At 64.6% G+C, this 21,380-nt stretch carries 16 protein-coding genes and 2 pseudogenes; 12 read left to right on the plus strand and 6 right to left on the minus strand.

Annotation, left to right across the window (positions count from 1 at the left end; genetic code table 11):
* Nucleotides 1-27: 27 nt before the first annotated feature.
* The 4 genes and pseudogenes from rfbD to ACZ1JS_RS19010 all read left to right on the plus strand — a co-directional run.
* The gene (gene rfbD, locus ACZ1JS_RS18995) at nucleotides 28-915 is read left to right on the plus strand and encodes a dTDP-4-dehydrorhamnose reductase (RefSeq protein WP_465168969.1); all 888 of its coding nucleotides are present in this window, start codon (nucleotides 28-30) and stop codon (nucleotides 913-915) included.
* Nucleotides 912-1,781, plus strand: coding sequence for a glucose-1-phosphate thymidylyltransferase RfbA (gene rfbA / locus ACZ1JS_RS19000; RefSeq protein WP_465168970.1), 870 nt, complete (start codon nucleotides 912-914; stop codon nucleotides 1,779-1,781). The genes rfbD and rfbA overlap by 4 nt, the downstream gene beginning before the upstream one ends.
* Nucleotides 1,782-1,864: 83 nt before the next feature.
* Nucleotides 1,865-2,631, plus strand: a pseudogene (locus ACZ1JS_RS19005) (IS5 family transposase).
* 49 nt (nucleotides 2,632-2,680) lie between these two features.
* Nucleotides 2,681-2,984, plus strand: a pseudogene (locus ACZ1JS_RS19010) (transposase); the annotation flags it as partial.
* A 127-nt stretch (nucleotides 2,985-3,111) separates the two neighbouring features.
* Here ACZ1JS_RS19010 and ACZ1JS_RS19015 read toward each other — a convergent pair.
* Nucleotides 3,112-5,733, minus strand: a complete 2,622-nt coding sequence (locus ACZ1JS_RS19015) for a DUF4214 domain-containing protein (protein ID WP_465168971.1) — start codon at nucleotides 5,731-5,733, stop codon at nucleotides 3,112-3,114.
* A 945-nt stretch (nucleotides 5,734-6,678) separates the two neighbouring features.
* Here ACZ1JS_RS19015 and ACZ1JS_RS19020 point away from each other — a divergent pair.
* The 3 genes from ACZ1JS_RS19020 (at nucleotide 6,679) to ACZ1JS_RS19030 (ending at nucleotide 9,769) form a co-directional block, all read left to right on the plus strand.
* Nucleotides 6,679-7,437: an SDR family oxidoreductase gene (locus ACZ1JS_RS19020; protein WP_465168972.1), complete on the plus strand. Its 759-nt coding sequence runs from the start codon at nucleotides 6,679-6,681 to the stop codon at nucleotides 7,435-7,437.
* A complete protein-coding gene (locus ACZ1JS_RS19025) occupies nucleotides 7,434-8,549 on the plus strand; it encodes a glycoside hydrolase family 130 protein (protein WP_465168973.1) in 1,116 nt (371 codons plus the stop codon). Before ACZ1JS_RS19020 ends, ACZ1JS_RS19025 begins: the two co-directional genes overlap by 4 nt.
* Before the next feature lie 365 nt (nucleotides 8,550-8,914).
* A complete protein-coding gene (locus tag ACZ1JS_RS19030) occupies nucleotides 8,915-9,769 on the plus strand; it encodes an MBL fold metallo-hydrolase (protein WP_465168974.1) in 855 nt (284 codons plus the stop codon).
* Here ACZ1JS_RS19030 and ACZ1JS_RS19035 read toward each other — a convergent pair.
* Nucleotides 9,766-10,950 carry a Fic family protein gene (locus ACZ1JS_RS19035; RefSeq protein ID WP_465168975.1) on the minus strand — a complete coding sequence of 395 codons (1,185 nt, stop codon included), beginning with the start codon at nucleotides 10,948-10,950 and terminating at the stop codon, nucleotides 9,766-9,768. The genes ACZ1JS_RS19030 and ACZ1JS_RS19035 overlap by 4 nt on opposite strands.
* 193 nt (nucleotides 10,951-11,143) lie before the next feature.
* On the opposite strand from ACZ1JS_RS19035, the gene ACZ1JS_RS19040 reads away from it, so the two are divergent.
* On the plus strand, nucleotides 11,144-13,621 hold the full coding sequence (locus ACZ1JS_RS19040) for a TonB-dependent receptor (RefSeq protein ID WP_465168976.1): 2,478 nt from the start codon (nucleotides 11,144-11,146) through the stop codon (nucleotides 13,619-13,621).
* Between the two features lie 38 nt (nucleotides 13,622-13,659).
* Here the strand turns inward: ACZ1JS_RS19040 and ACZ1JS_RS19045 are convergent, their stop codons facing one another.
* Nucleotides 13,660-14,697 carry a GSU2403 family nucleotidyltransferase fold protein gene (locus ACZ1JS_RS19045; protein WP_465168977.1) on the minus strand — a complete coding sequence of 346 codons (1,038 nt, stop codon included), beginning with the start codon at nucleotides 14,695-14,697 and terminating at the stop codon, nucleotides 13,660-13,662.
* Nucleotides 14,698-14,935: 238 nt separating this feature from the next.
* A complete protein-coding gene (locus ACZ1JS_RS19050) occupies nucleotides 14,936-15,304 on the minus strand; it encodes a helix-turn-helix domain-containing protein (protein ID WP_465168978.1) in 369 nt (122 codons plus the stop codon).
* Nucleotides 15,305-15,705: 401 nt separating this feature from the next.
* On the opposite strand from ACZ1JS_RS19050, the gene ACZ1JS_RS19055 reads away from it, so the two are divergent.
* Nucleotides 15,706-17,043: an ABC1 kinase family protein gene (locus tag ACZ1JS_RS19055; protein ID WP_465168979.1), complete on the plus strand. Its 1,338-nt coding sequence runs from the start codon at nucleotides 15,706-15,708 to the stop codon at nucleotides 17,041-17,043.
* Nucleotides 17,044-17,215: 172 nt separating this feature from the next.
* Here the strand turns inward: ACZ1JS_RS19055 and ACZ1JS_RS19060 are convergent, their stop codons facing one another.
* Nucleotides 17,216-17,449, minus strand: coding sequence for a hypothetical protein (locus ACZ1JS_RS19060; RefSeq protein WP_465168980.1), 234 nt, complete (start codon nucleotides 17,447-17,449; stop codon nucleotides 17,216-17,218).
* 66 nt (nucleotides 17,450-17,515) lie between these two features.
* Here ACZ1JS_RS19060 and ACZ1JS_RS19065 point away from each other — a divergent pair, with 66 nt between their 5' ends.
* The 3 genes from ACZ1JS_RS19065 (at nucleotide 17,516) to ACZ1JS_RS19075 (ending at nucleotide 20,029) form a co-directional block, all read left to right on the plus strand.
* Nucleotides 17,516-17,677 carry a hypothetical protein gene (locus ACZ1JS_RS19065; RefSeq protein ID WP_465168981.1) on the plus strand — a complete coding sequence of 54 codons (162 nt, stop codon included), beginning with the start codon at nucleotides 17,516-17,518 and terminating at the stop codon, nucleotides 17,675-17,677.
* Between the two features lie 76 nt (nucleotides 17,678-17,753).
* Nucleotides 17,754-19,244 (plus strand): tetratricopeptide repeat protein, encoded by a 1,491-nt coding sequence (locus ACZ1JS_RS19070; protein ID WP_465168982.1) that lies wholly within the window; start codon nucleotides 17,754-17,756, stop codon nucleotides 19,242-19,244.
* A 140-nt stretch (nucleotides 19,245-19,384) separates the two neighbouring features.
* Nucleotides 19,385-20,029: a helix-turn-helix transcriptional regulator gene (locus ACZ1JS_RS19075; protein WP_465168983.1), complete on the plus strand. Its 645-nt coding sequence runs from the start codon at nucleotides 19,385-19,387 to the stop codon at nucleotides 20,027-20,029.
* A 49-nt stretch (nucleotides 20,030-20,078) separates the two neighbouring features.
* Here ACZ1JS_RS19075 and ACZ1JS_RS19080 read toward each other — a convergent pair whose 3' ends face one another.
* On the minus strand, nucleotides 20,079-21,245 hold the full coding sequence (locus ACZ1JS_RS19080; protein WP_465168984.1) for a nucleotide sugar dehydrogenase: 1,167 nt from the start codon (nucleotides 21,243-21,245) through the stop codon (nucleotides 20,079-20,081).
* Between the last annotated feature and the right edge of the window lie 135 nt (nucleotides 21,246-21,380).

The raw sequence follows: 21,380 nt of genomic DNA on the forward strand, positions 1-21,380 counted from the left end.
TCGACCTGTCGACATGTCGAGTGCGCGATGAAGTCGATCCTCGTCACCGGCGCCAATGGGCAATTGGGTCACGAGCTGGCACGCATCGCCTGCCCCGATGGCTATGAGATCGTCGCGCTCGACCGCGCCGCGCTAGACCTGACCGATCCGGCGGCGATCGCCGCCAGGGTCGCCGAGCGCGACTGGGCGGCGGTCATCAACGGCGCCGCCTATACCGCGGTCGACAAGGCTGAGAGCGACGTCGTCAGCGCGTGGCAAGTCAATGCGCTGGCCCCCGCCGCCTTCGCGCAAGCCTGTGCGGGCGCCGGCATTCCGCTGGTGCAGGTATCGACCGATTACGTCTTCGCCGGCGACAGGCAAGGCGCATGGGAGGTGACCGATCCGATCGCGCCGCTCGGTGTCTATGGCGCGTCGAAGCTCGGTGGCGAACTCGCGGTCCGCACCAGTAGCACGCGTCATGCGATCGTCCGCACCGCCTGGGTCGTGTCGGCGCACGGCCATAATTTCGTGAAGACCATGCTGCGCGTCGCCGCCACCCGGACCACGCTGTCGGTGGTCGACGACCAAGTCGGTAGTCCGACCAGCGCCGCCGATCTGGCGAGCGCGCTGCTGACCATCGCCGTGCGTCTGGCGGAGGACGCCGACGCGCCGACCGGTATTTTCCATTTCAGCAACGCCGGTGCGATCAGCTGGGCCGGTTTTGCACGTGAGATCTTTGCGCAGTCGGCGGCACGCGGCGGGGCATCAGCCGAGGTCGCGCCGATCCCGAGCAGCGACTATCCGACCCCGGCAAAGCGCCCGGCCAACTCGCTGCTCAGCCACACCGCTATCCACACCGCCTATGGCATCGCCCCACGTCCGTGGCAGGCGGCGCTCAGCGACATTCTCGACGAACTGATCGGACAAAACGCATGAAGGGCATCATCCTCGCCGGCGGCTCGGGCACGCGGCTTCACCCGGCGACGCTGGCGGTGAACAAACAGCTGCTGCCCGTCTATGACAAGCCAATGATCTATTATCCGCTGAGCGTGCTGATGCTGGCGGGCATCCGCGACATCCTCATCATCTCGTCGCCCGAATTCCTCGGCAATTACCAGCGCCTGTTCGGCGACGGTTCGGCGTTCGGCCTGATCATGTCCTATGCCGAACAGCCCAGCCCCGATGGCCTCGCCCAGGCGTTCACCATCGGTGCGGACTTCATCGGCGACAACCATGTCGCGCTGGTGCTGGGCGACAATATCTTCTTCGGCGCGCACTTGACCGATCTGCTCGCCAGCGCTGTCGCGCGGCCGACCGGGGCGACCGTCTTCAGCTACCGCGTCGAGGACCCGGAACGCTACGGCGTGGTCGAATTCGGCGAGGGCGGCCGGGCGGTCAGCCTCGAGGAGAAGCCCGCGCAACCGAAATCGAACCATGCGGTGACCGGCCTATATTTCTACGACAACCGCGTCGTCGAATACGCCCGCAACCTCAAGCCAAGCCCGCGCGGCGAGTTGGAGATCACCGATCTCAATCGGCTCTATCTGGAGGCCGGTGACCTCTATGTCGAACAGATGGGGCGCGGCTATGCATGGCTCGACACCGGCACGCACGACAGCCTGCTGGAAGCGGGCGAGTTCGTGCGCACCCTCCAGCACCGTCAGGGGGTGCAGGTCGCGTGTCTCGAAGAAATCGCGTTCGAGATGGGCTTCATCTCGGCCGATCAGGCGCGCGAAGCCGGAGAGCGGTTCAAGAAGACCGCCTATGGCCGGGCGATCCTGAACGCAGTGGACGGCCGCTAGGCATCGTGGACAAAGCTTGACGGCGTAATACGCCGCTGATTCAAGGCTGCCATTTGGAGGCGGGCTTGGGCGAGCGGATCGGTTTGTCGGAAGAGGAATGGTCGCTGATCGGGCCGCTGCTACCGTCCGAGCGCGGACGTGGCTGTCGTCCCGCTGGTGACAACCGCCCCTTCTTCGAAGGCATGATGTGGATTGCGCGGACGGGTGCGCAGTGGCGGCATCTGCCGGAGGAATATGGCAAGTGGAACAGCGTGTTCCGCCGCTACCGTCGCTGGGTGACGACGGGTGTGTTCGATGCCATGCTGGAGACACTGGCCGGTGCGGTGGAACGCGATGGTCGCGCCGACATGATCGACAGCACCATTGTCCGGGCACACCATTGTGCGGTGGGCATAAAAAAGGGACTGGCGCGGCCGAGGCGCTTGGCCGATCGCGCGGCGGCTTCACCACCAAACTTCACGCCCGCTGCGATGTCAGAGGTCGCCCGCTCGCCTTTGTCCTGACGCCGGGTCAGGCGCATGACACGCAAGGTTTCGGTCCGCTGATGCGCATGATCGCCGACCGGATCGACGCGTTGCTCGCGGACAAAGGCTATGACAGCGACGCGGTTCGCGACACCCTGACCAGCATGGACGTCGAGGCCGTGATCCCGGCTCGGCGCAACCGTCGCAACCCGGCTGCGCATGATCGGCTCAAGTACCGCTGGCGAAACCAGATCGAACGCCTGTTCAACAAACTCAAGAACTGGCGACGGGTCGCCACTCGGTACGACAAAACTGCCGAATCCTACATCGGCTTCGTCTGCCTCGCTTCAGTCCTGCTCTGGATACCCTTTGTCCACGCCGCCTAGAAGATGGCCACCTTCACAGCCGGGCCGCGCCACACCGGCATGGTCGCGCAATGGACCGATTAATGCCGACGCATTGCTCGCCCACCTCACTCGCGTCCTTGTGCCCGAGCCAGTCCGCAGCGACGTGGTCATCATGGACAACTTGTCGAGCCACAATGCACCCGCCGTGCGCGCCGCCATCGAAAGCGTCAGTGCCAGGCTCCGGTTCCTGCCGCCCTACAGCCCCGATTTCAACCCGATCGAGCAGGCCTTCGCAAAGCTGAAAGCATATCTGCGCAAGGCCGCAGAGCGCACCATCCACGGCCTCTGGAATGCATCGCCGCATCCCCGATCTCTACTCGCCACAGGAATGAACAAACTACTTCACAAACGCAGAAACTTTTCGAATAATCGAAAAACACTCAAATATATTATTAGCATTGCAATGATCCGGCTGTGTCTTGCCGACACGCCGGATCATGACTTAGACAAGAAATGGACCTAGAATGTATCGATACCGTTGACAATGGCACCGCTCATCAGATTATAATGTTCTTGGCTCAGGCTTACTTCAGCTACAAACGCAGCCGGGGCGAACCCCTTATTTAGCATGTCAGTATAATAGGCAGCGCCTCCTGCGTCCGGTGCCCGGTCGAGCGTATTGCGGTAAACATAATCCACCAGTTCGGCATTGCTCTTGCCCTGGATAGCTGCCTTGAACTCGGTTGATCCGGCGAAATCATCCGCCACCTGCGACAGCGACATCGTTCCTAACTTCACGCGCTCGGCATAATATTGCAAACCGCCTGCATCCGGGCGCCTGCCCATGAAGCTGTCATAGAACAACGTCACTGCCTGATAGCTGTCATCGACGCTGAAATAGCCCTTTGCTACCATCTCGGCCGTAAGGCTGCGGTGCTCGGCGGATTCCGACAGATCGGCCACGAACACACCGCGGCTCAGACCGGAATCCAGCAGCTTGGTGTAAAAAGTCTTGCCGCTTGCATCCGCAGCACGTCCCAACGCTTGGCGATACACATAATCCACGAACTGGCCGTTATCGAGCCCGCCCGTCACCGCCTGAAACTCCGCCGATCCCGCAATCTCATTCGCAACCGCTGCCAACGATACCCCGCGATCCTCGATACGATCGACGTAAAACTCCAGACCGACGGCATCCGGTGCCCGGTCGAGAATCGTGTCGTACAGCCGCATCACCTGCGCACCCGCACTGTCCGCATCCGTTACGAACATGCCATCGGTAAACTGAAAATACTCGACCCCGGTCGCAATATCAGTTCCGTCCGGACCAGCGATCGTGACTGAAGCGGATCCTGCCGAAACCGTCGACTTTTTGAAAAAATCGGCGAAAACCGCCGTGTCGATCCCGTTGCCACCCATTAGATAGTCATCATCCGTACCACCGAGCAGGCGATCGGCACCGTCACCGCCGTCCAACACGTCGCGGCCCGCACCACCGTCAAGCACGTCGGCACCTGCCAAGCCAATCAGACGATCGAAGCTTGCTGTACCGGCGAGAGTGTCTGCACCCGACGTCCCTTGCCCAGTCACATAATATAGGTTGAATGCGTGAAAGCTGGCAGCATCCGTGTTGGATAAGGTCAATAGGGTAATGAACCCGCCAGCACCATTGCCGTCACGATCAACTTCCAAGGTAGCCGACGTGCCATTCTGAACTAACCGGAGATAGCTGACGCCAAACGGATTGACGTTGGTCGCGTCCACAAGAAACAGATTCGTCGTCAATAACGACGCAATATCGATGACGTCACCACCAACGCCAGTAACGAAGTCCGTTACGGTTGTGCCGGTCGACAACGTTGCCGTGCTCGACGCCGCATAGCTGAGCGCGACCGTATCGGTTCCAGCACCCAAGGTGATCTGGTAGCCGCCGTCGCTACCGCGTCCGTCGACCGTGATGCGATCGTTACCAGCACCGCCATCGATCGTCGCCGCCGCCATGCCAACTACGCTGATGACATCGTCGCCGCTGCCGCCGGAAATTGATGACGCCCTGTCAATATATCGTGTCCGTCCATTGAAGGTGAGCGTATCGTTACCGTCTCCCCCATCCATCGTAACGTTCGTCGAGCCGACGATATATTGCCGTGTTCCGGCCGGCGTCGTGTACATGGTCGTGCTACGTGAGATGGTTAGGGTATCATCACCGCCGCGACCATAGAAGGCGTCGTTTCCGCCGTCCTCATCCTCTAGGCGATTCGCTTGATCATCGCCGTTGAAAGTATCCGTGGAGCGAGATCCGGATAGATTCTCGACCCCGAACAACACATCGCTTCCGGACGCTCCGGTGTTTTGTGCTTGGCCCATAAGGCGGAGATCGACCGTCGCGGCACTGTCATAATCGACGGTATCGATCCCATCGCCACCGTCAATCCGGTCGTCACCAGCACCGCCGCTCAGATAATCGTTACCCGCGCCGCCGTAGAGCGTGTCGTCACCGGCATCGCCGTAGAGGTCGTCGCTACCGGCATTGCCATAAATTTCGTCGTTGCCGGCGCCGCCTTTGAATACATCAGAGAAGTCAGCGCCACGAAGAACGTCGGCACCTTGGCCGCTGTAGAAGACGATCCGTTCAACCGACGTAACCGTACCAATTCCAACACCGCCCGCTAAAACGGTATTTGTCACTGCCGGATTGCTATTATCGAAAACAATGTTGGCGGTTTGGTCGTGGTAAGAAAGATAAGCGGTATCAGTTCCCGCCCCACCGTTAATAGTTTCTTGGAAAGAAGATCCAAAATCAGCACCAACCGCTTCATCAACGGACTTACCGGTTCCGACCACGAAGGTGTAGCTGCCGCTGAGCGTTACGCGGGATGCTAAGCCCGGGATCAGGATATCGTTCCCATCGCCGCCATTCAATTGATCAATACCTGCGCCACCGACTAGGAAATCGTTGCCAGCATCGCCGTTCAGCGTGTCATTGCCTGCCAGCGTGCTGGTGCCATCGGTACCGTCACCGTAGAGGATATCGCTCGCCGCACCACCCGATAGCACATCGTTGCCATCGTTGCCGACCAGCACGTCATTAGCATCGCCGCCGGTCAAGGTATCGTTGCCGGATTCACCAATATAATTCATGCGTATCAACTCCCGCGCACATTCCGCCTAAGCGTTCGCGTAGGATCAGTACCCGTCTCATCACGAAAATTCCACCGAAGCCTCGGCTAGCGCATGATCTAAAATAGGAATATTCGTCCGTTTACCATATAGATTGGTATTAATAAATGAACCTATAATATTTACTAAGTTGCTACAATTGCAAATTTTGACATATTTAACGATGACTATGTACTGCTTATAAGTTAAGTATTTATTCGAAAAATAATGAATGAGGTATGATTTTAAATCGAATATATTGACAATCTACAAAAATATTACTATCGTGCTGTTAATTATAACATTATTCGTTGGGTTATATCGCTCCTATCTTAAGTTAGTTCTCGGTGCCGAAAGCGCGAGTGATAAATACCTTGTTGACTGGATCAGTGTAATAGGTAGATTAATCTACATCCAGTGCCAGGTCGAGCGTATATAGATAAACATAGTTGCAAGTTCAGCATTTATTTTACTTTGTATATCTGTCTCGGATTTGCTTTTTCCGGCGAATCATCGTCACCTGCGACAGCGACATCGTCCCAGATTTACGCGCTCAGCATAAATTGAAGACCGACCGCATCCGGACGCCGCCCCATGAAACTGTCATAGAACAACGTCACTGCCTAATAGCCGTCGTTGACGGTTCAGACCGTAACATCCATCACCGCTGGCGTATCGCTGCCTGTCGCGACTTGTTCAGGACGCTGATGATCAGACCCGCTAGGGCTGAGTTGGGACAGGCGAACGCAGGCTAGTAAAGGTCTCTACCCATAAAACCGCTGCATCCACGCATATCCGCACGTTGCTCTCCCGCCGTGTCGGCGTAGCGCGACGGGCTGTCACCATCCTCACCCAAGTTACTGCATTCGCAAGGGAACCTCCCGCGCCCTGCCTCGCTTGTCGAACCGACAGCGACAGGAGCCGCCCATGACCCCCGCCACCGACGCGCACACGCAACAACCAACCCTCGCCGGCCGCCGCGCGGCGATCACCGGCGGGACGACCGGCATCGGCCGCGCCATCGCGGTGCTGCTGGCCAGCGAAGGCGCCGAGGTGTTCCTGTGCGGCCGGAACGAGGACCATCTCGCCGACGCGCTCGCCCGGATCGAGGAAGTCGGCAAGGGCGGCGGCATCGCGATCGATCTGGCCGAGGCCGACAATGTCGGCCGCTTCTTCGCCGCCGCCGAGGAAAAGATGGGCGGCGTCGACATCGCCATCATCAACGCCGCCGTCGCCGCCGAGGGGATCACCGACACCGACGAGGCGACGCTGCGCGAGGTCATCGCGATCAACTTCGCCGGCTATCTCTTGAGCGCGCATCACGCCGCCAAACGCGTCGGTGACGAGGGCGATATCGTCTTCATCGGATCGACCAGCGCCTATGCACTTGGACCGGGATCGACCATCTATGCCGGGATCAAGTACGGGATTCAGGGCTTTACCCAGGCACTGCGCCGCGAACTGGGGCCGAAGGGCATTCGCGTCAGCAATGTCGAACCCGGCCTGACCGGCTCCGACATGCAACTGCCCGATATCCAGCCCGACGAACAGCGCGAGCGCATCGCCGACGAAACCATGCTGCGCGCCGAAGATATCGCGGTCGGCGTCCATTACCTGCTGACCCAGCCCCGCCGCGCCATCGTCCAGCAACTGACCATCGTCCCGCGCGATCAGGCGGAGGAATGAGCTTCGCCATCGACAAACTGGTCCTGACCCCCGACGATATCGACCTGTCGCGCTCGCCGCTCGCCGGGCAATTGGGGGTCGAGACCTATGTGCTGGGTGCGTTCAATCCGGCGCTGACGCGGCTGCCCAACGGCAATCTGCTGATGATGGTCCGCATCGCCGAGGCGCTGAGGAAACCCAAATTCGACGGCCATATCCACAATATCCGCTGGTGCGAGGGACGCTATGTCCTCGACGCATGGCCGCTGGACGCGGTCGACACCGCCGATCCGCGCAAGTTCCTGCTCAACGGCGGACGCTGGCGGGTGATGGCGCTGACCTCGCTGTCATGGCTGTTGCCGGTCGAGCTGACGCCCGACGGGCTGGAGATCGTCGCGCTCCACTACGACCGCGCGGTCGCGCCGCAGGGCGATTTCCAGATGTACGGCGTCGAGGATGCGCGGATCAGCAAGGTCGGCGACGAATGGCTGATGACGACCTGTTCGGTCAGCCCGGAGCGGCATTCGACCACGCTCTATACTTCGACCAACGGGCTCGACTGGAGCTTCGCCGACATCATCCTCGACCATCAGAACAAGGACATGCTGATCTTCGAAGGGACGATCGAGGGCCACTATTGGGCGCAGACCCGACCGCTGGGCGACCTGTATTTCGCCTATCCGCCGGGCAGCGAATGGCGCGCCGGACCGTCGATCAACCTCGCGACCTCGCCCGATGCGCGCCACTGGAAACCGTGCCTGCGCCCCGGCATCCGCCCGCATGCCGCGACGGTCGCGACGGCACGCATGGGCGGGGGCACGCCGCCGATCCTGACCGAGCGGGGCTGGCTGACTTTGTGGCACGGCGTCGAGCCTAAGGAGATCGTCGGCGTCTATCGCACCTATTGGTCGATCCTCGACGCGAACGACCCGAGCCGAACGGTCGCTACCGACCACGCGCCGCTGCTGGAGGCGAACCCCGATCTGACCCACGACCTCAAGGAACAGATGTACGTCCGCGACGTGGTGTTCACGACGGGGATTGCGGACGGCGGCGACTATTACGTCGTGGCGTCGGGGGAGGCGGACCTTGCCTGCCGGATCACGCATATCTCGAAGGCGCGATTCGCGTAGATTTTGGTTTCACGCGAAGGCGCAAAGGGCGCGAAGAGAACAGGAAGAAGGTAGATTTCGCGCAGAGGCGCAGAGGCGCAGAGGGTTCGCGGACGAGGCGACCGGTTCGCGATCGGGAGACCTTAGCTCCCGCTGCAACCTGCGATGAGGCCGCTGGCGCGGGGGACCGTGCCCCGACCACACCCTCTCTGCCTCTCTGCGCCTCTGCGCCTCTGCGCGAAATCCCTCTCTTCTTCTCTCTTCGCGCCTCCGCGCCTTCGCGTGAACCACCCTTCTTCCTGCCCCAGGTTAACAAGATTCCCGAACAACCAAAGACACTTATCCACCCCCCACCCGTTGCCCCACCATAACCGGGAGCAACAGCCATGCGCATCCACCACCTCAATTGCGGCACCGACTGCCCGCTGGGCGGGGCGCTGTTCGACGGACGGAGCGTCAGTCCGCTCGGGCAGATCGTGTGCCACTGCCTGCTGATCGAAACCGATGCGCACGGGCTGGTGCTGGTCGATACCGGCTATGGCCTCAAAGACGTCGACCACCCGCACCGCCACCCCGAGCCGCGCATCACCATACCGTGGCGGATGCTGCTCAACATCCGCCTGCGCGAGCACGAAACCGCGATCCGCCAGATCGAGGCGCTGGGCTTCACCGCGAACGACGTGCGCCACATCATCGTCACCCATCTCGATTTCGACCATGCCGGCGGGCTGGAGGATTTCCCGAACGCCACCGTCCATGTCATGCAGCGCGAATATGACGATGCGACCGGCCCGCGTGCCGGCATCGTCGCCCGCAACCGCTGGCGCCCGCGCCAGCTGGACGGGGTGCGCCACTGGCAGCGCTACGGCGCGCGCGGCGAGCCATGGTTCGGCTTCGATGCGGTGCGCGACCTGGCCGGCCTGCCCCCCGAATTGCTGCTGGTGCCGCTGCCCGGTCACACCTGGGGCCATGCCGGCGTCGCGATCCGCCGGGACGACGGCCGCTGGCTGCTCCATGCCGGCGACGCCTATTTCTACCGCGGCGAGATGCGCCAAGCCCGCCGCCGCTGCACGCCGGGCCTGCGCGCCTATCAACGGCTGATGGAGGTCGACGCGCGCAGCCGGATGGACAATCAGTCGCGCCTGCGCACCCTGTCGATCGAGCGCCGCGACGAAGTGACGGTCACCTGCACCCACGATCCCGTCGAACTGGAGCGGGCGCAGGCGGGACGGCCGCTCTAATCCACGATCGGCTCCGCCCCGAACGGTCGGTTCAGCACCCGCAACACCTCCTGCGCCACGAACACCCGGTTGCGGCGATAGCCGGTCCGCTCGACCAACACCCCCGCCTCGACCAGCTGCGCGATCGCCGCATTCGCCGCCGGGGCCGAGACGCCGAGCCGTTCGCCAAGCCGCCCGGCGGTAATCACCGGATAGTCGGGCAACAGGTCGAGTGCGCGCAGCGCCGCCGACTTGTCCCGATAGCGGCGCCGCGCCCGCCACATGCCCCCAAGCCGGACCAGCGCCGCGCGCGTCGCCATCAGCTCGTCGACCGTGCCGCTGATCGCATCGGCGATGAACGCGACCATCGCCGCCCAGTCGAGCCGCTGCTGCGCGGCCTTCAGCGCATCGTAATAGGCCGGCTTATGCGCTTCGATATAGGGCGACAGGTACAGTGGCACCTTGCCGTCGGCGGCCATCATCAGCGGCAGCAACAGCCGCCCGACCCGGCCATTGCCGTCGCGATAGGGGTGCACCGCCTCGAAATGAGCATGGGCGATCGCCATGCGCGCGATCAGGCTCTGGGCCATGACCTGCATCCCCTCGGCCCGCAGATAGGCGATGCTGTCGTCGAGGCACGCCGGCACCCGTGCCGGCGGGGCGGGATTGTAGAGCGAATAGGCGATGTCGCGCACCCCGCCGATCCACACCACCCGGTCGCGCAGCACCCCCGGCACGTCGTCATAATCGCGGTCGCTCTGCATCGCCGCCCGGTGCAGTTCGGCGATCAGCTCGCGCGTGAAGATCGCCGGCCCCTGCGCCGCCGCCTGTGGCACGAGCCGGTCGAGGATCAGCGCATAGTCGCGCACCTGCCGCGCTGCGTCGCGCCGCTCGTCACCCGCTTCCTCCTCCAGCGTCAGCAGCTCGTCGAGCGTGCTGTGCGTCCCCTCGATCGACGAACTGCTCACCGCCTCACGCCGGCTGAGCAGGCGGCTGACCGGATAGGGATCGCCCATCTGCCCGGCCAGCATGTCGATCCGCGCCAGCGCCTCGGTCGCGCGTTGATGGCTGGCCAGCTCCTGCCCCAGCGGCACGGCGTCCTCGGGTGGGGGCGGCGGCACCACGCCATAATGCGCCGCATAGGGTGCCGGCAGGCGTTCGAGCCGCTGGCGGATCGCATGGCACAGGTCGTCACGGCGCATCGGCAGCCTTTATCATGACCGCCATACCCGATCCATAATAAAGGTTACTAGGTTAAACCTGCACAAGAAGCGGATGCCGGCACCTTGCCGAAGATTACTGCCCACAAGCAAAACTACCCCCGGCCTAAATCCCCACTCTATTGCTCGGCAATGCCACCTCCGCCATTCTCCCATCATATACAGGGAGATTACCATGGCATTGTCGTTGGCGCTGATTCTGGCGCAGGTCGCCACCCCGGTGGCGCCCGAACCGGTCGCGCCCGCCCAAGCCACCCCCGAAACCGAGGATGCGCAGGACACGCCCCGCCCCGACACCGGCCGCCTTGCCCCGGCACAGGGCGGCGGCGAGATCGTCGTCACCGCGCGGCGCCGCGTCGAAACGGTGCAGTCGGTGCCGATCGCCATCTCGGTCATCGGCGGCACGACGCTGGCCGATACCGGCGCGTACAACGTCAACCGCCTGACCCAGCTGCAACCCACGCTGCAATTCTATTCGACCAACCCGCGCAATTCGGCCGCCAATATCCGTGGCTTGGGCGCGCCGTTCGGCCTGACCAACGACGGCATCGAACAGGGCGTCGGCATCTATGTCGACGGCGTCTATTACAGCCGCATCGCCTCTGCGACGTTCGACTTCACCGACACCGAACGCATCGAGATCCTGCGCGGCCCGCAGGGCACGCTCTACGGCAAGAACACCACGGCGGGCGCGATCAACATCACCACCCGCAAGCCCAGCTTCACCCCCGAAGCGCGCGTGGAACTGACCACCGGCAATTACGACTTCATCCAGGCCAAGGCCTCCGCCTCCGGCCCGCTCGTCGACGGCAAACTGGCCGCGCGCATCTCCGCCTCGGTCACCTCGCGGCGCGGCACGATCCGCAATACGGTGCTCGGCGGCTATGCCAATGCGCAGGACAATCAGAGCGTGCGCGGCCAGTTGCTGTGGACGCCCGCGCCGAACCTCGACGTGACGCTGTACGGCGATTACGGCCACCAGAACCCCGATTGCTGCGCGCAAATCTATGTCCGCACCGGTACGACGCAGCGCCCGCTGAACCGGCAATATGCCGCATTGGCCGCCGCGTTTAACTATGCCCCGCCCTCGACCAACGCCTTCGACCGGTTGACCGACCTCGACACGCCGCTGCGGGCGCGACAGGAGCTGGGCGGCGTGTCGTTGGTCGGCAATCTCGATCTGGGCGGGGCGACAGTGACCTCGGTCAGCGCGTGGCGCTTCTGGGACTGGGATCCGTCGAACGACCGCGACTTCACCGGGCTGCCGATCACCACCGTCTCGGCCAATCCGTCGCAACAGCGCCAGTGGAGCCAGGAACTGCGCGTCGCCTCGAACGGCAAGCGCGCGATCGATTACGTCGCCGGCCTGTTCTATTTCCACCAGACCATCGATACCCAGGGGTTGCAGGTGCAGGGCCCGGCCGCCTCGCGCTTCCTGCTCAACCCCGGCAATGTCGCGCCGGGCAGCGCCGGCTGCGCCACCGCGACGGCGGCGGCGTGCAACCCGGCGGTGCTGAACGGCCTGACCGCGCGCAACACCATCGGCTTCTCGAACACCAGCGCCGCGGTGTTCGGCAAAGCGACGTGGCACATCACCGATGCGCTCTCGATCGCGCCGGGCGTGCGCGTGAACTATGACAAGAAGACTGGCTCCTACGTCTCGGTCGTCACTACCGGCAGCGGATCGACCACGCTCAGCAACGACCAGCGCGGCGTGCTCGCGCCCCAGCGCTACGAGCCCGATTTCGACGACTGGAACGTGTCGGGCGACGTCACCCTCGCCTATGACGTGGCGCGCGACGTCCATGCGTACGCCACCTATGCCCGCAGCTATAAGTCGGGCGGCATCAACCTGTCGGGCCTGCCGCTCGACGGCAGCAACAACCCGATCCTGGCGGCGGCGCAGGTCAAGCCCGAACAGGTCAACCACTACGAACTGGGCGTGAAGACCCAGTGGCTCGACCGGCGGATCACCGCCAACCTCGCCGCCTTCTGGACCGATATCAGCGATTATCAGGCGACGGTGACCAACGGACAGCTGGGCGTGCTGCGCGGCTACCTCGCCAATGCCGAAGCGGTGCGCACCCGCGGCGTCGAGCTCGACACCGCCTTCCGCCCGACCGAGCGGCTGAACCTCTATGCCAACGCGGCGTACACCGATGCGAAATACGTCCGCTTCACCGACGCCCCCTGCCCGCCCGAATTGTCGGGCGGCCGCGCACCGGCGGCGGGCGAGACGCCCAGCGCGCCCGGCACGCCGGGCGGGATCAGTCCCAATGCCTGCGACGTATCGGGACAGCGGCTGCCCGGCATCTCGAAATGGGCGTTCAGCTATGGCGCCGAATATGCCCTGCCCGCGCGGATCGGCGGAGAGGACGGCAATGCCTATTTGGGCTTCGACGGCAGCTATCGCTCGCGCTTCTCGTCCAACCCGTCGCCCTCGGCCTATACCTATATCGACGGCTATGCCCTCGCGAACTTCCGCTTGGGCTACCGCGCCGATGCCGGGTGGAACGCGTTCCTGTGGCTGCGCAACGCCTTCGACCAGAATTACTACGAACTGCTCGCGACCCAGTCGGGCAATACCGGCCTGATCGTCGGACAGCCCGGCGACCCGCGGACCTATGGGGTGACGATCTCGGCGTCGTTCTGAGGATAGGGCGCGATCCGGTAATGCCCGGATCGCGCCGTTCATTCGTCCCAACCTTCCCCCGAACCACCGGCAAACGACGCGACCAGATCGGCCCCCGGCGCCAGCACCGCCGCCGGCACGGCGGTAAGTACCGGATCGTCGAACCGCATTCCCGGCAGCCGGGTCGCCAGCATCTCGGCCAGCGTATGTGCCTGATGCCGGTCGCGCCGCTGCTTCATCACCTCGCGATCGTTGCGACCCGCAACCCACAGCTTGTGGCACAGGAACGCGCGGGGATCGGGCACGATCAGCAGCAGCGGAAACCCCTGTTCGTCGATGGTGATCCGCTCGATCACCGGTACGTTTTCCAACCATGCCAGCCCGGCAATCTCCACCGCCGCCAGATCGTCGTCGCGCTCGCCGATCCGCCCTTGCGACCGTGGGACGGTCGCAAAGCGCGCGGCGGGCGTAATCAGGTCCACCATATAGCCGGCATCGTTGACCGCCCGGAAACTGCCCGGCGCGCTGGCACGAAAGCTCTTGTCCAGTCCTTGTAACAGTCCGATCAGTCCGTCGGCCTGCATCGTGCCAACCATCTTCAGCGATACCCGCGCGTCGTACAGGATGTCGATGTCCATCGTGGTCATCGCTTCCTCGCCGAACTGCACCGCCCCCATCGCCTCATAGGCGTAGAGGGCGTGCGTCCCGACGATCTTCAGCCCGCCCCCCAGCAACCGCTCACGGTCGAGCCGACGGATGATCCGCGCGGACAGTACCGGCACCCGGCCCAGGCGCATCGCCCGGTTGACCGGTGCCATTTCGCGCAGCCGCTGGTCGAGCATCTCGCGTCGCACACGCAACGCGTCGCGCCCCTGATGAAAGGCGGCATGCGCTTCCCGGGTACGATCATCCTCGGGGCCCAGGCTTTTCCACGTATTACCCGTCTTGCGGTACAGATAGGTCCGGCCCTTGACCGTCTTCCAGGACATTGCCCCGGCAAAACGTGTCACCAGTTCGCGGGTCGTGTCGCGATAGGTGGCGTAAAGCTGCTCGCAATCGATCCATTGCCGGGTCTGTTGTGCGGTCAGGTCCAACATGACCGCACCGTTATCCCTTTTTCAAAAAATGCCAATGTAAAAGGGATAACTGGCAGCACAACGATCGGATGGGCCTCGATACGCATGCACCGTCGATAGAGGTACAGGATTAAGAATTCGCCCTACATCGTTCCCGGGAGACGAATGCTCACAATTACTCGGCGCCACCAATCGCGATCATGTCGTGAACGGAATAATGGTTCACGCGAAGGCGCGAAGCGATATGCGGGAGGCTACCTTACCGCCCGGTCAGCGCATAATCCTGTACCAGCACCCCGGCAGGAACATGCCACGCTTGCGAAATCGCCCGGATCATCGGCAGCGTCAGCCCCCGGCGGCGACCCAGTATCTCGGTCGCACGCGACTGTCCGATCAGTGCGGCCAGTTGTGCGCGGGTATAGCCGTTCGTTTCCATCGCCGCCTCGATCGCCTGCACCGGATCGAGCGGCTCGATCGGCCAGCGCTGCCGTTCATAGGTTTCGGCCAGCGGCACCAGCACGTCGAGCCGGTCCCCTGCCTCGGTTCCTTCCTCGGCCCCCCATAATGTTTCGATTTCGCGCAGCGCGTCCTCATGATCGGCATCGCTCCGGATCGGGCGAATATGCATGGTCGCATTTCCTTCCATCAAAACAGGCTCACCGTCAGGTCTCGCATGCTCCGGTACGATATCCTGTTCCTGATCTATTTTCATGGAAAAGGGATAACAGCTCACGCGAAGGAGCGAAGGGCGCAAAGGAAGAAGATAGGAAGTTCGTGCAGAGGCACGGAGGCGCAGAGAGGGTGCGTCTCTGGCGGATGTCGCCCCGCGCAAGCGGCCTTCCCCTGCCTGTCAGCGGGGGAGAGGTGCCTGCCGATCCCGAGCGCCCGCCCGGATCTCACCCCCTCTGCGCCTCTGCGCGAACCAATCTTCCTTCTTCTCCGCGTCTCCGCGCCTCCGCGTGAACCAATCTTCCTGAGCGTCGTCCCCCACGCACCGGAACCCAACGCCACCCCAGTCGCTCCGCCGATATGACCGACGAACCCAACCGCCCCGGCCGCGCCGTCCCCGCCGGCCGCCTGTCGCGCCTGTCCGGTTTCGGCCGCCTGGCCGGCGGCATCGCGGGCGGCGTGCTGGCCGAGGGGGCGCGACGCCTCGCCAGCGGCGAGCGCCCGCGCATGGGCGACCTAATCCTCACCCCAGCCAATGCCAAGCGCATGGCCGATCGCCTGTCGCACCTGCGCGGCGCGGCGATGAAGCTGGGGCAGATGATCTCGATGGATGCGGGCGACCTGTTGCCCCCCGAACTGTCCACCATCCTCGCCCAGCTGCGCAATCAGGGCCAGCCCATGCCGCCTGCGCAGCTCGACCGGCTGCTGATCGCCGAATGGGGTCCCGACTGGCGCAGCAAGCTCGGCAAGTTCGACGCGAACCCGATCGCCGCCGCCTCGATCGGGCAGGTTCATCGCGGCGAATTGAAGGACGGTCGCCGTCTCGCCATCAAGGTGCAATATCCCGGCGTCCGCGAGAGCATCGACGCCGATGTCGACAATGTCGCGACGCTGCTGCGCGTGTCCAACCTGCTGCCGCGCGGCCTCGACCTCAAACCGCTGCTCGCCGAGGCCAAGCGCCAACTGGCCGACGAAGCCGATTATCTGCGCGAGGCGGGCGCGATGCGCCGCTATGGGGAGCGGCTCGCCGGCGACACCCGCTATGTCGTGCCGGCACCGGTCGACGCGCTGACCACGCCCCGCATCCTCACCATGGACTATATCGACGGCACCCCGATCGAGGGGCTGGCGACCGCGCCACAGGCGACGCGCGACGCGGCGATGACTGCGCTGATCGACCTGGTCTTGCGCGAACTGTTCGAATTCGCCGAGATGCAGACCGATCCCAATTTCGCCAACTATCGGTGGCAGGCGGATAGCGGCCGCATCGTCCTGCTCGATTTCGGCGCGACGCGGCCCGTGCCGCCCGACACCGCCGACGCCTACGCCCGCCTGATCGCCGCCGGCCTCGCCCACGACCGCGACACGATCCGCGACGTGGCGGTCGAAACCGGCTTTCTCGGCGAAGCGGCGGTCGCGGCGCATCGCGGCGCGGTCGACCGGATCATCGCCGCGATCGACGACGCGATGGCGCGCCCCGGCCCCTTCGACTTCGGCGACCGCGCCTTCGTGCCGGTGGTCCGCGAGGAAGCCCGCGCGCTCGCCACCGACCGCGCTACCTGGCACGTGCCCCATGTCGAAACCCTGTTCGTCCAGCGCAAGATCAGCGGCACCGCGCTATTGGCGGCAAGGCTGAAGGCGCGGGTGGACGTGCGCGGCATGGCGGCGAAGGCGACGAGTCGACCTGTCGACATGTAGACTGACTTGGCAGCGTCGCTTCCGATTGAACCAGACGTCATCCCAGCGAAGGCTGGGATCTCCCGCTGATAGCGCGCAGCAGGAACCGCGTAAGATCCCAGCCTTCGCTGGGATGACGCCCCCGGTTGGGTGGATCGGATCGTGGCCGCACCGATCGCCGCATTATAGGCCCTTAGTCCTTTAGATAACGCAGGCTGTTGCCGTACCGCCTATTGATCTCCGCCCGTAGCGCCTTCCGATCGACACCGGTCCGAGGCATCGCCCGATATTTCGTCTCGAGCCGATCGAACACTTCCTCCGCCGGTGTGACCCGCCCCGCTTCGGCATCGGCCAGCCCCCGCGCGATCGCCGCGTCGATCCGGGCAAGATCATCGCCTCCATCACCGCCTTCCGGCTTCGTCGTCATGACGCTTTCCCTTGCTCGAGCGGTCCGTCTTCCCAATCCGAACTCGACACGATAGCCTGCCGCCCCATGCCCGCCAACGACACACCGCCCCCCGCCGATCCCGCCCTGCTGGCAGCGCTCGACGCCTCGATCGCCGAAAGTCTCGCCGAAATGCGGCTTGGTGGCGGGATCGACCTCGACCTCGTCGTCGAGCGGATCCTCGCCAGCCTGCAGACACAGGCCACCTAACCCTTTCCTACACGCCCCGCCCCCGTCATGCTCGGCCGGTCCGGCCGGACGCCCGTCCCAACCCGCACACCCTGCGTTGCGTGGCACCTTCGTCACCTTTGCCCACCGCTCGCTGGACGGTCCGTGGCGTACCCGGTATCGAGTAGGAAAGCCGGGGGGTGGCAACACGATGGCGCAGGGTGGGGAAGCGGCACGACGGATCGAGGGGTGGAAGTCGATCGCCGCCTATCTCGGCCGCGACCGCTCGACCGCGATCCGCTGGTCGCGGGAGCGCGGCCTGCCGGTCCATGCCCTGCCCGGCGGCCGCGCCCGCAGCGTCTATGCGCTGGCCCATGAACTCGACGCCTGGATTTCGGGACAGGAGGCGCTGCCACCCGACCCCGCGCTCACCGACCCGACACCCGCCGCGCCGCCGCCTGCCAATCCGCCGTCCGCTACACCGCCAGCCTCCGACCCGCTGGCGCTGCCCCGCCCCGCCCCGCCGCGGCGCTGGCCGATCGTGCTCGGCGCGCTGGCGCTGCTCGGGATCAGCGTCGCCGCGATCGAGTGGATCGGGCCTAGCGCCGACCGGCTCGATGCGGCGACCCATGCCCGCTTCGTCGCCGCGCGCGACGATGTGGCGATGCGCAGCGCCCCCCGCCTCCACGCCGCCATCGCCACGCTCACCCGCCTCGCCCAGACCCATCCCGGCAATGTCGAGGTGCAGGAGGCGCTGGCCGAGGCATGGCTGCTGACCCGCGAATTCGGTTCGGCCTCCGACACGCTCAGTATCAGCCGGGCCCGGGCGGCGGCGGCGGCGGCGCGGGCGATCGATCCGCACTCGGCGGTCGCCGACCGGGTCGACGGGGTCATCGCCTATTGGTGGGACGGCAAGCCGCAGCTGGCCGGCGAGCTGTTCCGCCGCGCCATCGGCCATGCCCCGGGCGACCCGCTGGCGCATCTCTGGTATGCCAATATCCTTGCCGACAATGGCGAGGACGCCGCCGCCCAGCGTGAATTCGACACCGCGCGCACGCTGGCCCCCGGCGCGCCGTGGCTGCTCGCCGATTATGGCTGGGGCCTGTGGTCGGCGGGGCGCACCGCTCAGGCGCAGGCGCTGCTCACCACCCTCGCCGGCCAGTATCCGACGCTGGCCAGCGTCCATGACGCGCTGAGCGTCACCGCGCTCGCCGAGGGCGACCTTGCCGGCTATGCCCGCCACCTCGCCGCCCGCGCCCGCGCGCGGGGCGAGCCCGAGCTCATCACCTACAGCACCGCGCTCCAGCGGACCATCGACAGCGACCGGCGTGCCGGCAACGGCCCGGCCGCGACCTATGCGGTGATCCTCAGCCGCGCGGTGGCGATCACCCAGAATGACGATCAGCCCGACCATAGCTGGCCCGCCTTCGTCGCGGCGGTGGCGGGCGACCGGGCGACGCTGCTCACGATCCTGAACGATGCGCGGGCGCGGGGCGAACAATGGGGATCGGCCGGATTCATTCGCCGCATCCGCGCGCGCTATGCCGGAGACCGGGCGATCGATGCCACGTTGAGCGCACTCGCACAGCCACGGATCGATCCCGCCTGACCGGGCGATCCGGCTGATTCTGCACCGTTTTAGCGGCGTCACCACCCGATGCGACGCTTTGCGACACCTTGCCACCGGACGATTCCGCTGCGGCGGGCTTAGCCTTCACGCCTCGGTAACGACCGGTTCGGGGGAGCCATATGACGGGGGTACGCACGGTCGTTTCGACCGAATGGGGGAAGGTCGCGGACCAGGGATCGGGGGATCCCGGCCGCGACCTGTATTGGCAGGGCCGCGTCGATCAGGCGGACGAGGCCGGCGCGCTCATCGACGCCACCGGGCGCATCCTGCGCACGACACCTGCCTGCGACGCGCTGCTGGTCACCGGCGGCGACGGGGTGGCACGCTGGACGCTGCTGCCGTGCGAACAGGCGCGGATCGACGCCGTGCTCGCCCGCGCCACCGCGCGTATCGCGCCGGAGGCGGCGGCGCTGCGCTATCACCCCGCGCCCGGCCGCACGCCGCTGATCCTGATCGCACGGCCGGTGCCATGGGGCATGCGGCTGCTGCACGCGACGCCCGGCGCGGCGGTGGTGTCGCTGATCGACCCGGCCGAGCGTCCGGCGCCGGCGACGCAGCTGTGGCGCGAGGCATTCGACCTGACCCCCAGCGAAGTCGCGCTCGCCGCGCTGCTGATGGCGGGACATTCGCTGGAATCAGCGGCGGCGGCGCGCGATTGCCGCCAGACGACGCTGCGCGTCCATCTGCGCCACATCTTTGCCAAGACGGGCGTGTCGCGCCAGTCCGATCTGGTCAGCCTGTTGTCGCGGATCGGGCGGGGATGAAAGACTTCTGCCGCCGCGTTGAACCCCTTACGCGGCGGCAGAGGACCAATCAGTCCGACCCGAAGATGTCGCGGGTGAACAGCCGGTCGCCGATATCCGCCAGTTCGGGCGCGGCGCGGTTGGCGATCACCACGTCGCATTCGCTCTTGAACGTCTCCAGGTCCTTGACGACCTTCGACCCGAAGAACTGTTCCTCGTCGAGGGTCGGTTCGTACACGACGACCTCGATCCCCTTCGCCTTCACCCGCTTCATGATCCCCTGGATCGACGACTGGCGGAAATTGTCCGATCCCGCCTTCATGGTCAGGCGATAGACGCCGACCTTCTTCGGGCGGCGCGCGATGATCTGGTCGGCCAGGAAATCCTTGCGGGTGCGGTTCGCATCGACGATCGCGCGGATCAGGTTCTGCGGCACTTCCGAATAGTTGGCGAGCAGCTGCTTGGTATCCTTGGGCAGGCAATAGCCGCCATAGCCGAAGCTCGGATTATTGTAGTGCATGCCGACCCGCGGATCGAGGCCGACGCCCTCGATGATCTGCTTGGTGTCCATGCCGCCGGCGATCGCATAGCTGTCGAGTTCGTTGAAGAAGGCGACGCGCATCGCGAGATAGGTGTTGGCGAACAGCTTGATTGCCTCCGCCTCGCGGCTGTCGGTGAACAGGATCGGAGCGTCCTTCTTCTCCGCACCCTGCAGCAGCAGGTCGGCGAAGATCTTCGCACGTTCCGACCGTTCGCCGACGATGATCCGCGACGGGTGGAGATTGTCGTACAGCGCGCGGCCTTCGCGCAGGAATTCGGGGCTGAACACCACGTTCGGCGCGTTCAGCCGCTGGCGGACCTCGTCGACGAAGCCGACGGGAATCGTCGACTTGACGATGATCGTCGCGTTCGGCGCGGCCTCCGCCGCCTTGATGATCACCGCCTCGACCGAGCTGGTGTTGAACTTATCGGTCTGGACATCGTAATTGGTCGGGGTGGCGACGATGACATAGTCGGCCCCGTCGAGCGCCTGCGCGGCATCGGTGGTCGCGGTCAGGTCGAGCGTGCGCTCGGCGAGGAAGCGTTCCAGCTCGGCATCGACGATCGGCGACTTGCGGTCATTGACCAGCGCGACGCGGTCGTCCGAAATGTCGACGGCGACGACCGTGTTGTGCTGCGCCAGCAGCACCGCGTTCGACATGCCGACATAGCCAAGTCCGAAAACCGCGATCTTCATGTTCGTAGCACCCTTTGCCCGCCCGGCGCATCGCCGCATGGAACCCGCCTAGCCCCGGAACGGGCACGCAACAACCCCTTTGGCTGCGACGTCGCACAGGGCGAAGCGCTTCGATCCGGGGCAGAATCGGGTTTT

The sequence above is a fragment of the Sphingomonas sp. BL-S-05 genome (assembly GCF_055521695.1).

What these genes read in the sequence shown, in the direction of transcription:
- ACZ1JS_RS19025 (WP_465168973.1), top strand. Translation starts at nt 7,434, where the DNA reads ATGAGCTTCGCCATCGACAAACTGGTCCTGACCCCCGACGATATCGAC.
- ACZ1JS_RS19065 (WP_465168981.1), top strand. Translation starts at nt 17,516, where the DNA reads ATGCCCGCCAACGACACACCGCCCCCCGCCGATCCCGCCCTGCTGGCA.
- ACZ1JS_RS19040 (WP_465168976.1), top strand. Translation starts at nt 11,144, where the DNA reads ATGGCATTGTCGTTGGCGCTGATTCTGGCGCAGGTCGCCACCCCGGTG.
- ACZ1JS_RS19050 (WP_465168978.1), bottom strand. Translation starts at nt 15,304, where the DNA reads ATGCATATTCGCCCGATCCGGAGCGATGCCGATCATGAGGACGCGCTG.
- ACZ1JS_RS19075 (WP_465168983.1), top strand. Translation starts at nt 19,385, where the DNA reads ATGACGGGGGTACGCACGGTCGTTTCGACCGAATGGGGGAAGGTCGCG.
- rfbD (WP_465168969.1), top strand. Translation starts at nt 28, where the DNA reads ATGAAGTCGATCCTCGTCACCGGCGCCAATGGGCAATTGGGTCACGAG.
- rfbA (WP_465168970.1), top strand. Translation starts at nt 912, where the DNA reads ATGAAGGGCATCATCCTCGCCGGCGGCTCGGGCACGCGGCTTCACCCG.
- ACZ1JS_RS19030 (WP_465168974.1), top strand. Translation starts at nt 8,915, where the DNA reads ATGCGCATCCACCACCTCAATTGCGGCACCGACTGCCCGCTGGGCGGG.
- ACZ1JS_RS19045 (WP_465168977.1), bottom strand. Translation starts at nt 14,697, where the DNA reads ATGTTGGACCTGACCGCACAACAGACCCGGCAATGGATCGATTGCGAG.
- ACZ1JS_RS19080 (WP_465168984.1), bottom strand. Translation starts at nt 21,245, where the DNA reads ATGAAGATCGCGGTTTTCGGACTTGGCTATGTCGGCATGTCGAACGCG.
- ACZ1JS_RS19060 (WP_465168980.1), bottom strand. Translation starts at nt 17,449, where the DNA reads ATGACGACGAAGCCGGAAGGCGGTGATGGAGGCGATGATCTTGCCCGG.
- ACZ1JS_RS19015 (WP_465168971.1), bottom strand. Translation starts at nt 5,733, where the DNA reads ATGAATTATATTGGTGAATCCGGCAACGATACCTTGACCGGCGGCGAT.
- ACZ1JS_RS19020 (WP_465168972.1), top strand. Translation starts at nt 6,679, where the DNA reads ATGACCCCCGCCACCGACGCGCACACGCAACAACCAACCCTCGCCGGC.
- ACZ1JS_RS19035 (WP_465168975.1), bottom strand. Translation starts at nt 10,950, where the DNA reads ATGCGCCGTGACGACCTGTGCCATGCGATCCGCCAGCGGCTCGAACGC.
- ACZ1JS_RS19055 (WP_465168979.1), top strand. Translation starts at nt 15,706, where the DNA reads ATGACCGACGAACCCAACCGCCCCGGCCGCGCCGTCCCCGCCGGCCGC.